At 68.1% G+C, this 11,199-nt stretch carries 12 protein-coding genes; all 12 read right to left on the reverse strand.

Features of this window, described 5'->3' with window-relative positions; genetic code table 11:
- Positions 1–220 precede the first annotated feature (220 nt).
- Complete coding sequence (gene cobK, locus DWX39_RS00435; protein WP_117758113.1) at positions 221–976, reverse strand: precorrin-6A reductase; 756 nt, start codon at positions 974–976, stop codon at positions 221–223.
- Positions 973–1,614, reverse strand: coding sequence for a precorrin-8X methylmutase (locus DWX39_RS11090; protein ID WP_117833454.1), 642 nt, complete (start codon positions 1,612–1,614; stop codon positions 973–975). The genes cobK and DWX39_RS11090 overlap by 4 nt, the downstream gene beginning before the upstream one ends.
- Positions 1,615–2,130, reverse strand: a complete 516-nt coding sequence (locus DWX39_RS11095) for a cob(I)yrinic acid a,c-diamide adenosyltransferase (RefSeq protein WP_117833453.1) — start codon at positions 2,128–2,130, stop codon at positions 1,615–1,617.
- A complete protein-coding gene (locus DWX39_RS00445) occupies positions 2,127–3,626 on the reverse strand; it encodes a cobyric acid synthase (protein ID WP_233508821.1) in 1,500 nt (499 codons plus the stop codon). The genes DWX39_RS11095 and DWX39_RS00445 overlap by 4 nt, the downstream gene beginning before the upstream one ends.
- On the reverse strand, positions 3,619–4,842 hold the full coding sequence (locus tag DWX39_RS00450) for a histidinol-phosphate transaminase (RefSeq protein ID WP_158561593.1): 1,224 nt from the start codon (positions 4,840–4,842) through the stop codon (positions 3,619–3,621). The genes DWX39_RS00445 and DWX39_RS00450 overlap by 8 nt, the downstream gene beginning before the upstream one ends.
- The gene (cbiB, locus tag DWX39_RS00455) at positions 4,839–5,813 is read right to left on the reverse strand and encodes an adenosylcobinamide-phosphate synthase CbiB (RefSeq protein ID WP_117758116.1); all 975 of its coding nucleotides are present in this window, start codon (positions 5,811–5,813) and stop codon (positions 4,839–4,841) included. The genes DWX39_RS00450 and cbiB overlap by 4 nt, the downstream gene beginning before the upstream one ends.
- The gene (locus tag DWX39_RS00460; RefSeq protein WP_233508820.1) at positions 5,813–6,877 is read right to left on the reverse strand and encodes a histidine phosphatase family protein; all 1,065 of its coding nucleotides are present in this window, start codon (positions 6,875–6,877) and stop codon (positions 5,813–5,815) included. Before DWX39_RS00460 ends, cbiB begins: the two co-directional genes overlap by 1 nt.
- The gene (gene cobS, locus DWX39_RS00465; protein WP_117758118.1) at positions 6,811–7,578 is read right to left on the reverse strand and encodes an adenosylcobinamide-GDP ribazoletransferase; all 768 of its coding nucleotides are present in this window, start codon (positions 7,576–7,578) and stop codon (positions 6,811–6,813) included. The genes DWX39_RS00460 and cobS overlap by 67 nt, the downstream gene beginning before the upstream one ends.
- On the reverse strand, positions 7,575–8,123 hold the full coding sequence (locus DWX39_RS00470) for a bifunctional adenosylcobinamide kinase/adenosylcobinamide-phosphate guanylyltransferase (protein ID WP_117758119.1): 549 nt from the start codon (positions 8,121–8,123) through the stop codon (positions 7,575–7,577). Before DWX39_RS00470 ends, cobS begins: the two co-directional genes overlap by 4 nt.
- Positions 8,120–9,262, reverse strand: coding sequence for a nicotinate-nucleotide--dimethylbenzimidazole phosphoribosyltransferase (locus tag DWX39_RS00475; protein ID WP_117758120.1), 1,143 nt, complete (start codon positions 9,260–9,262; stop codon positions 8,120–8,122). Before DWX39_RS00475 ends, DWX39_RS00470 begins: the two co-directional genes overlap by 4 nt.
- A complete protein-coding gene (locus DWX39_RS00480) occupies positions 9,255–10,637 on the reverse strand; it encodes a cobyrinate a,c-diamide synthase (RefSeq protein WP_233508819.1) in 1,383 nt (460 codons plus the stop codon). The genes DWX39_RS00475 and DWX39_RS00480 overlap by 8 nt, the downstream gene beginning before the upstream one ends.
- Positions 10,634–11,199 (reverse strand): hypothetical protein (locus DWX39_RS11100; protein WP_199411421.1); only part of this gene is annotated, 566 nt, incomplete at its 5' end. The genes DWX39_RS00480 and DWX39_RS11100, both read right to left, overlap by 4 nt.

Consider the following 11,199-nt stretch of genomic DNA (forward strand, 5'->3'; position numbering starts at 1 on the left):
TACCAGTAAGCCACCACCAACAAGTTGCGGTGAATTAGGGACTGAATATACTATCTAGCAGCAAAAACAGACACTATTTCACCGCAACTTATTGAAGGGCTGTTAGCGCCAGTTCTGGGCGTCGTCCTCGAGCTATTGATGGATGACGGGCTTGTACGGGTCGAGCTTGCTCGGGACGCTCCTCCTCGCGGGCGGGAGGGCGCGCAGGCGCGGCAAGCGCCTAGCGCGCGAACTCCCGTAAGAGCGCGTCTTCCACTTCCCGAAGCGAAAGGGCCCCGCCTCCCTCGGCGGGACGGGTGACCACGATGCAGCGCGCTCCCACGTCGCGCGCGGAGGCGAGCTTCTCGGCCGTGCCGCCTACGGTTCCCGAGTCCTTGGTCACAAGCCACTGGGCGCCCACCTGCCGAAGCATCGCCTCGTTGAGCTCGCGGGTGAAGGGCCCCTGCATGCCGATGACGTGCGACGGCGAAAACCCCGCGTCGATGCACTTCGTTATAGCACCGGGCAGCGGGAGCACACGCACGAAGAAGCGCTCCGCGAAATCGGCGACGCGCGTGTAGGGAGCAAGCTCCTTGCTCCCCGTCGTGAGAAGCGCGCGACCCGGGTTCTCGGAGAGAAAGCGCGCCGCGCAGGCGATCGACGCGACCGACACGATGCCTTTGGGCAGCGCCTCGACCGGGCGCGCAAGGCGCAGGCATCGTGCACCCGCGGCGAGCGAAGCGGCCCGGATGTTGCCGCTTGCGAGCGTAGCGAAGGGGTGCGTGGCGTCGACGACGATGCGCGCGCCGGAAAGCTCGCGCTCCATGTCGGCCTCGTCGAGCCTGCCCGCATGCACCTCGATGCCCGGAAGCTCGCCCAAAAGCTCGCCTCCGTACTCAGTTGCCGCGTAGGCACGAGCGGGGATGCCCACCCCGCTCGCCCATTCGCACAGAAGGCGGCCCTCGGTGGTCCCGGCGAAGATGCGCAGCGCCGTCACTTCGGGCCGCCTGTGCGCGTGATCTGGTAGAGTAGCGCGTTCATAATGGCGGCCGCCACGGTCGAGCCGCCCTTGCGACCCCTCGCGACGATGGCCGGCACGCGTCGCGCGAGTAGCTCCTCTTTCGCCTCGACCACGTTCACAAACCCGACCGGCACCCCAACGACGAGCGCGGGCGCGATCTTCCCCGCGTCCATGAGCTCGGCGAGGCGCAGAAGTGCTGTGGGAGCGTTGCCGACGGCCACGATGAGCGGACCCTCGATGCCGCAAGCTTTGTCCATGCTCGCAACGGCGCGAGTCGTGCCCGCGGCGCGCGCAGCCGCGGCGACATCAGGGTCGGCCATGTAGCACACGGCCTTGCAGCCGAGCTTCGCGAGCGCGGGCTTGCTAATGCCTGCGAGCGCCATGTTCGTGTCGGTGAGCACCGTGGCCCCTGCGCGCAGTGCGTCGAGCGCACAGTGCGCGGCGTCATGGGTGAACACGAGGGAATCGGCGTACGAGAAGTCGGCAGTGGTGTGGATGACGCGCTTCACGACGGGCTCTTCGAGCGGCAGGAACGTGCGGCCGCTGAGCTCTTCGGTGATAATCTCGAAGCTGCGCCGCTCGATGTCGCCGGGCGCCATCTCCTTGGAATCCAACTAGTACTCCACTCCTTCCCTTGCACATATCCCCTGCTCGTAGGGATGTTTCTCGCACCGCATCTCGGTTATGTAGTCGGCCTTCTCCACGATCTTGCGGGAAGGCGCGCGCCCGGTGAGCGCTACTTCGACGCCGCGCGCGGACATATCGAGCGCGCGGTCCACGAGCGCCTCGTCGACAAGCCCCTTCGAAAGCGCGTCGAGCGCCTCGTCGAGCACGAGCAGTCCCTCTTGCGCGCCCTCGAGCTCGGCGAGCGCGGAAGCGAGGTTCCCATCGTGCAGCTCGCACGTCGCGGCAAGTTCTTCCGACGTCATCGACCAGGTAAACTTGTCCGACGCCTTCCCCGCGAACACGGGCACGCCGAAATGCTCAGCGAGCAGGCGCACCTCCCCGCTTTCGCCGTCTTTCAGGAACTGCACGACGACGACGCGGCGGCCTGCGGCGATCATGCGAAGGGCGAGGCCCATCGCCGCCGTGGTCTTGCCTTTGCCGTCGCCATGATACACGTGGATCATACGCCCTCCTCGATAATGCGGTAGACATACTCCATGTCGAGCGCCCCGCGCACGACGTCGGCCAGGCGGTCGAACTCGCGCGCACGGTGATCGGCCGCGGACGCCGCGCCCGCAGCACCCACGACGTTCTCGGGCAGGCCGCGCATGCGCGCGAGTGAGCGCGCGAGGGCGAGCGCCACCCCCGGTTCGTCGAACAGGCCGTGGAGATAGGTTCCGAACACGTTTCCGCAGGCCGCGCCTTCTGGTTTGCCGCCAATTGTGCCCGCAGGGGCGCAGGAGACGGTCGTTTCGCCGTCGTGAATCTCGTACCCGCGCGCCGTCATGCCGTTCCACGCCGAGAACGCGCCTTGGGCGCCCGTGATGCGCAGCTCCGACTGGGCGAGGCGCTTTTCCTCCTTGAACACCGTACTTGCAGGGATGAGCCCGAGCCCGCGCGCGGTGCCAGCGCCTTCCCTGCCGTGCGGGTCGGAAAGCTCGTCTCCCAAAAGCTGGTAGCCTCCGCATATGCCGAGCACCGGCGTGCCCGCGCCCGAAAGCGCGCGTACACAGGCTCCGATGCCGCTAGCCGCAAGCCAGCGCGCGTCGTCGAGCGTAGTTTTCGAGCCGGGAAGCACCACCAGGTCGGGTCGGCCCAGATCGGTCGTCGAGGAAACGTAGCGCACGCCCACGCCGGGCACGCGCGAAAGCGGGTCGAAGTCGGTGAAGTTCGACAAATGCGGAAGGCGCACGACGGCGACGTCGATGACGCCGCGCGCCTCGCGGGCAGATAGGCGCGGCGCGAGCGAGTCCTCGTCGTCCAGGTCGAGCGTAAGATACGGCACGACCCCCACGACGGGAACCCCGCACATCTTCTCGAGCGGGGCCAAACCCGGGCGCAGGATTTCCACATCGCCGCGGAACTTGTTCACCACAAGCCCCCGCAAAAGCGCGCGGTCCTCGGGCGCAAGGAGCGCGACCGTGCCGTAGAGCTGGGCAAACACCCCGCCTGGGTCGATGTCGCCCGCGAGCAGCACGGGGGAGGACACGGCGCGCGCGAGCCCCATGTTGACGATGTCGTTTTCGGAAAGGTTGATTTCGGCGGGGCTGCCGGCGCCCTCGATGACGATGACGTCGTTTTCCTCCGCGAGCGAATCGAACGCCTCCAAAATCTGCGGCATGAGCGCCTTCTTTCGCGCGAAGTAGTCCCTCGCAGCGAAGGCTCCCTGCGCCTTGCCGGCCACGATGAGCTGGCTTCGGTGGCCGCTTTCGGGCTTGAGCAGGATGGGGTTCATGCGCACGTCGGGCGCGATGCCGCACGCCTCGGCCTGCATGATCTGGGCGCGCCCCATCTCGAGCCCGTCGGCCGTGACACCGCTGTTGAGCGCCATGTTCTGGCTCTTGAAGGGAGTCACGCGCAGGCCGTCCTGCGAAAGCACACGGCACAGCCCCGCCGCAAGCAGGCTCTTCCCCGCGTTCGACATGGTGCCCTGGATCATGATGGGCTTCGCCCTACCCACGGGTATCGACCTCCTTCGCCGAGCCTCGGCCATCCGCGCCCGCCATAGCGCCGCTGCAAGAAGCACCGCCCCGTTCGTCGGGTTGGCCTTCGTCCGATGCACCTTCCGCCCGAAGTGCGCGGCTGAACGCCATCGCAAGCCGGGCATTCTCCTTGCGCGTGCGCACCGCGACGCGGCACCAGAAACGGGACAGTACCGAAAACGAGTCGCACGTGCGGACCAAAACCCCCTGTTTATACAGGCGCTCGGGGATGTCTTTCGCCGGCGTGCGGACTAAAAGGAAGTTCGCATCCGATGGCACGACGGAAAGCCCGAGCGAGGAGAGCTCGTGGGAAAGCCACGCTCGCTCACCCGCCAATACATCGCGCGTGCGCGAGACGTATTCAACGTCTTCCAGGGCGGCGATGCCCGCGGCCTCGGCGACCGAGGAGACGGGCCACGCCTGCCCCGCCCGGCGAATCCCCTCGATGAGTTGGGCGTTTCCGCTGATCAGATATCCCAGCCGCAAGCCCGCCATTCCGTAGAGCTTGGTGAACGCGGAGAGCACGGCCACATGGCGCGAACACGCGGCGCGTGCGGCCACGCTCCTTTCGCGGGCGTCGAGCGCAAATCCGAGGAAGCACTCGTCCACGACGAGCAGCGCGCCCACCTGCTCGCAGCGGCAAGCCGCGGCATCGATCACGCTGGGGTCGACGAGACGCCCCGTCGGGTTGTTCGGATTGCAGAGGTACGCCACGTCTCCCGGCCCCTCGATCGCGCGGGCGAAGGAGGCGGGCACGTCGAAGTCGTCCGCTTCGGAGAGCGGGAACTCCTGCACGCATGCGCCGTAGTACGATGCCGCCTCCGCATATTCAGAGAACGTCGGCGCGCACACGACGATGCGTTTCGGGCGCACCGCCGCGGCGAGCCGCCAGATGATGTCGGACGCGCCCGCGCCGCAGACGATAGTATCTTCGGGAATGCCCTGGGCGCGCGCTAGGGCGCGAACGAGGGCGAGGCTTTCCCTATCGGGGTAGGCGTCGATTCGAGAAAGCGCCTTGCAAGCTGCGGCGACGGCGCGCGGCGAGGGGCCTGCCGGATTCACGTTCACCGAGAAGTCAATGAGGTCGGAGGCGCCCCCTTTGCAAGCGATGCCGAGCGATTGCGTGCTACCCCCATGCGCACGGGCACGCAGGATTCCCCCGGCAGCCCGGGGCGCGACGTGGTCTTCCCTCATGCCATCGCCCCCACGGCGAGCACGACCGCCGCGCGCGCAGCACCGAAGACGACAAGCGCGCATACGGACGCGGCGAGCATGAGCCTTGTCGCCCGGGCGATGTCGCCCCACTCGATTTCGCGGGACGCGTCGCCTATCGTCGGTTTCTCAACGAGCTTGCCGAAATACACCGCGGGTCCTGCCAGGCGCAGCCCGAGCGCGCCCGCGCACGCCGACTCGGTCTGCGCCGCGTTCGGGCTCGCATGGCGACGCCTGTCGCGGCGCCAGATGCGCGCCGCCCCGCGCGCGTCGAGCCCGACGATCGGGCACACGGCGATCATGAGCAGGGCCGATAAGCGCGCGGGAATCCAGTTCGCCGCATCGTCGAGGCGCGCCGAGGCGCAGCCGAAGTCGATGTAGCGCTCGTTTTTGTAGCCCACCATGCTGTCGAGCGTATTCACCGCCTTGTACGCCATGCCCAAGGGCGCACCCCCGATCATAAGGTAGAAAAGCGGCGCGATGACGCCGTCGCTCGCGTTCTCCGCCACCGTTTCCACGGCGGCACGTGCGACGCCGTGCTCGTCGAGAACAGACGTGTCGCGTCCCACGATGAGCCCGACGGCTTCGCGCGCCGCGACAAGGCCGCCCTTCGAGAACGCGCGGGCCACGGCCAGGCTCTGGCGGCGCAGCTCGCATGTCGCGAGAATCTGATAGCTCGCCCATGCCTCGGCAACGAAGCGCAAGCCGGAGTGAACCATGCCGCAAAGATACAGGATGCCCCAGGTCAAAAGCCCACACGCAAGCGGAAGCGCCACGGCGAGCACAAGACCTGCGGCGCGCGTGCCCGCGGACGTTTGCGGGAATGCGCCCCGCAGGCGGCCTTCGGCCCACGTGATCGCGCGCCCCATGGCGACGACGGGATGGGGAAGCCAGCGCGGGTCGCCGAAGGCAAGGTCGGCCGCGAACCCGGCGGCGACGGCAAGAATCGTCATCACCGGGCATCGCCCCCCGAAGCGGGACGAACGTCGCGAAGGCAGCGCCCATCCCAGGTGGCGGCCCATGCGCCGCCCGGCTCGGTATGCACGTCGAAGTATCCAATTTTCGGGACAGCTAACTCGGAGAGCAGCGCTTTCACGGTACCCGCGTGAACGACGAAGACGGCGCGCCCACTCCCCTGGGCACGCTCCGATTTGCACGCCTCCCGAAACGCCGCGACGACGCGGCGGGTGAAATCGCTCTTGCCCTCGCCATGCGGGCAGCGCGTCTCGCACCAGGAGTCTACCCAGGCGCGGTAGCGCGCATCCTCTTTAAGCTCGGCGGCGCTTCGTCCCTCGAAGTCGCCGAAATCCATCTCGCGCAGACCGGGGCACGCCATAAGCTCCGCGTTCGGGAAGAGGATGCGCGCCGTCTGGTCGGTGCGGGCCATGCCGCTCGTGATAACACGGAACACGTCACGATCGCACGCGAGGTCGCGCAAAGCGCGCTCGCCCGCGCTCGACAGGGGCTCGTCGGTGCCCGCCCCGCTGTAGCGATGGTCTTCCGTGCCCGCCGTGGCACCATGGCGCACGAAGACGACTTCCAAAGGCGCGCCCGCGCCCTGCGTCCCTCGAGGCGCATCATCAAGATTTCCCTTGATGACCTGGGGAATCCCGCACGTCATGCGCACGACGACGTCGGCGCGCGCAGCGAGCGCGCATCCCAGGCGCCCCGCGCGCTCGCGCCATTGGGCGTCTTCCGCACGCATAGGGACGACCCCCGAGCCGACCAAGGACAGAATCACTACGTCGAAGCCGATCAGCCGCTCGAGCGCCCGGTCAGCGTCGAGCGCGCGTACGAGTTCCTCAGCACAGTAAGCGACACGGCCGGCAAAAGCCGCGGGCACGCCGCCCTCCGCAAACTGCGCCGCGTCGACGAAATCGTCCGCCGCGAACCCGAGCTTTTCGCGCACGAAGGTCCTCTTCCCCGAATGCGCGCCACCTACCACGAGCATCATAGGAGCATGCCCCCCGCCACCAGCATGGCAAGCATCGCGAGCTCGGCCCATTGCAGAAACCATCCGGCCAAATCCCCCGTCACCCCGCCGAAGCGGGACAGGGCAACATGGCGGTACCACGCGAGCGCCAAAAGCCCCGCCACCGCCATAAGGGCGCCGACGGCCTGAGCGCACGCGACCATCCCTGCAGCCGAAGCCGCAGCGAAAGCGCAAAGCGGCACGACGATCGCCGCGCGCTTCTTAGCAGGCGAGAGCCCCGCGGCCATGCCGTCCGCACGCGCGGCAGGCCAGCATTCAACGGCGAGCCCCGAAAGCGAGCGGGAGAACACGAGCGAGCACAGAAGCGCGAGGAACGCCCCCGCCGTAAGCGGCAGCGCGGTGAACAGGGAAAACTGCAGAATAAGGTACACAACAACACCGATGACCCCGAAGGCGCCCGCCCGCGGGTCGTGCATGATCTCGAGCTTTCGCTCGCGCGGGGCCCAACTTGCAAGCGCATCGGAGGTGTCGCAGAGCCCGTCTAGGTGGATGCCTCCCGTCACCGCCACAGGCAGCGCCACGAGCACGGCCGCGACGATGGTCGCGGGCACGCCGAGCAGGTTCGCAACGTGTCCCCACGCCGTCATGAGGAACCCTTCCGCAAGGCCCACCAGGGGAAACGCGGCAAGCGCATGGGTTGACCCGAAATCGGTCCAGGCCGATTTCGGGACGGGGATGCGCGAGAACGTTCCGAACGCCGCGCCGATTGCCTCTGCTATCTTCACCTTGTAGGTCCTTCACCTTTCATCCACACGGGAATCCCGCATACCACCTCGACTGCGCGGTCGGCCAGCGCCGCCACGCCCGCGTTCACGCGCGCGAGCGCGCGCCTCCATGCCTCGGTCCCCTCATCGTAGCGCATCTCATCGGCGAACACGTCGACGGTGACCACCACCGTATACGCAGCGGCCTGAGCGAGCCGTTCGATGCCTCCGAGCACCTCGCGCGCCACAGCGTCAGGGTCACGCGGGGACAAGCCGCCTTCCGCGAAAAGCTCGTTCGCAACCAGGTTGCCCACGTCTTCCAAAAGAAGCGTGCAGCCGCGCGGAAGCTCGGGCACTGCGGTGCCCACGTCACGCGTGCGCTCGAGGGTGGAAAACCCCTTGCCCTCGCGCAGCGCCCGATGGCGCGCGATGCGGCGGGTGCCCTCTTCCCCGAAGGGCTCCATCGTTGCCAGGTACACGCGGGGGCCGTCGTGCCCGAGGCACAGAGACTCGGCGTAGGCGCTCTTGCCGCTCGCGGCGGCGCCGATAACGAGCGTCACCGTCATTTCACGGCCTCGAAATGCTCGTAAGCAGCCATGCCAGTCGCCGTGAACGTCTTCCCATCCCGGTATACGCGCAGCGCCGAATCCAGAAGGGGCAGATACGCCATGGCGCCCGCGCCCTCGCCCAAGTGCATGCCTGCGTCGAGGGGTGCCTTTATGCCGAGCTCGAGAAGGAGCTCCTGGCTTGCGGGTTCGCTTGATGCGTGGGTGCCCACGAGGTAGCCCAAGGCGTTGGGGCACAGGCGCGCCGCGCACAGAGCCGCCGTGCAGGATATGACCCCGTCGAGGAGCGCCGGCGCCTTCGAGGCCGCGGCCCCCAGGTAGAAGCCGCACATCGCCGCGATGTCGAAGCCGCCCACCTTCGAGAGCACGTCGATCGGGTCGGCGGGATCGGGCGAGTTCGCGTCGATAGCGCGCTCGACCACGTCGCGCTTGCGCGCGAGCGAGGCGTCCGAGAGCCCCGCGCCGCGCCCGACGAGGCTCCGCGCGTCCGCCCGGATGAGCACTGCGGCCACCGCCGCCGAGGTGGTCGTGTTGCCGATGCCCATCTCGCCCGCGGCGAGAAGGCGCACGCCGGCGCGGGCAAGCCCGCACGCGACGGCGATTCCGACCTCGATCGCGCGCACGGCCCCATCTCGAGACATAGCGGGGCCGTGCGCGATGTTGCCACTCCCCCGCCGCACGTTCGCGCGCACCATGCGCGCGTCTTCTATGCCCCGGGCCATACCCACGTCGACGGGCACGACCTCGGCACCCGCGAACGCCGCCATGCGGCAGGCGCTCGTGGCCCCCTCGCACATGTTGCGCGCGACGGCTCGCGTCACGTCTTGCCCGCTTTGCGACACGCCTTCGGCAACGATCCCGTTGTCGGAGAAGAATACCGCGAGCGCACGGGGAAACTCGGCCACCTCGGCGCTCCCCTGAGCTGCGGCGATACACGCGACGGCGTCTTCAAAGTCGCCCAATCCCCCCAAGGGGTGCGCGATGGAGTCCCACGCGGCGTACGCGGCGGCGCGGGCGCACTCGTCTGCGGGCTCGATCCGGGAGAGCGTGGCTTCGAGCACGGCGCCCGGCGCCGACGAGAACGCGCGCTCGACTTCCTCGCGGATGCAGGCAAGCGCGGTTTCGGTTGCTTCAGCCATGCCGTCTCCTCTCTGCAAACGACGCTGCGGCAGACGCGAACGCGCGCGCAACGTCGGGGTTCGCAGGATAGTACACATGCGGGAAGCCCGCAACCAGGGACGGGGTGGTCGACATGCACGGCCAGCCCTTGTCGCGCCGGGGCTTCTGCGCCCAGAAGTCGCCGCCCGGGCAGGTGGACTGCCAGTAGTGGAACTCGTGCGCGCGGATGCGTGTGCCGCGCGGCCCGTAGAGCCCGTCGCGTTGGGAAGTGAGCTCCACGTACCCGAAATGGGACAGCCTTCCCCCATTCTCGCTTGCGCCCTCAAGGGCGCCCGCAACAGGCCAGCGCCGCCCCTCGCTATCGGCGATTTCGCGCTGCAGGTACAGAAACCCACCGCATTCGGCGACCGTCGGCATGCCGGATTCCACCGCGCGCCGCACCGCCTCGCGCATCGGCGCGTTCTCGGAGAGCTGCCGTGCATGGAGCTCCGGGTAGCCGCCCCCCAGATAGAGGGCGCTTGTCCCCCGGGGCAACTCGCTATCACACAGGGGGCTGAAAAAGGCCAGCTCGCAACCCAGGTCCTCGAGCGCGCGCAGGTTCTCCTCGTAGTAGAACGAGAACGCCTCGTCACGCGCGACGGCGACGATGGGCCGCGCTCCCGCGATCGGCTCCAACCGGTAAGGTTCCTCGCGGATATCGGGTGCCGTCACCGCTATTTCGAGCAAGCGGTCGACGTCGACGCTCTTTTCCACCAGCTCGGCCATCTTGTCGATGCGCGCGGAGAGCTGCTCGACCTCGTCGGCGGTCACAAGCCCCAGATGCCGGCTTTCGAGCGAGAACGCCTCGTCGGCGGGGATATTCCCCAAAACCGCGACGCCCGTGTGCTTCTCGATCGCAGGCGCCGCGTAGGCGCAGGCAGCGGCGCTCGTCTTGTTCAGCACGACGCCGCGCACGTTCGCACAAGGCAGGAACTCGGCAATGCCGCGGATTACGGCGGCGAGCGATAAAGACGCCCCGCGCCCGTTCACCACTAAAACGACCGGCGTTTCCGTGTCGCGCGCAACCTGGTAGCTGCTTGCGTCGGCCACGCCGGGCGCCATGCCGTCGTAGAAGCCCATAACCCCCTCGAGCACCGCGACATCCGCGCCCGCGGCGCCGCGTGCGAGCAGGGCGCGCAGCGTCGGGGCGTCGGTGAAGAAGCCGTCTAAATTGCCCGAGCGCGCACCCACGACGCGGCGATGAAAGAGCGGGTCAATGTAGTCGGGTCCGCATTTGAAGGCCGCGCATGCAAGGCCGCGACGCGCGAGCGCGCGCAGGAGCGCGCACGTGACGACCGTCTTGCCGCTCCCGCTCGAGGGCGCAGCGACCATGAAGCGCGGGATGGACGTGCTCACTGGGCGCCGCCTTCCCCACCTGCGGCGTTGCAGTTAGCAAGCGAGACCACCTCAACGGATGGTTTCCCCTCGGCAGAGGGGTCCTCCCCGACAGGTGACTCAACAAGCGCCCCGACATCGGCAAGCTCCTCGGCATCCGCGCCCGCACCACGCGCGCTGACGAGGAACACGGGGTTTTGCGCCTTCATAAGATGGTGCGAGCCTACAGCCTCGGCGCGGGCGGCCGAAACCTGGCACGCCTCGAACTCCTTAAAGCGCGAACCCGAGAGGAGCGCGCACGCCTCGGTGAGCGTCTCAACGGTGACGCATGGCACGCACAGGCGAACCTGCGAGTTCTTCTCGAGCGCCGCCTCCACGATGGAGGGAAGCTCGCCCGCGCTCCCGCCGACGAACACGGCGTCGGGGACGGGCAGTTTCGCGAGCGCTTCGGGGGCGACACCGGGGACCGCATGCACGTTGCCGCACCCGAATGCATCCGCGTTCTCTCGGATGAGCCGCACGCCGGCCGCGTTGCGCTCGACCGCCCATACCGACCCCGCTCGCGCGACGAGCGCCGCCTCGA

Source organism: Collinsella sp. AF19-1LB (genome assembly GCF_003459655.1).
Taxonomy (GTDB): domain Bacteria; phylum Actinomycetota; class Coriobacteriia; order Coriobacteriales; family Coriobacteriaceae; genus Collinsella.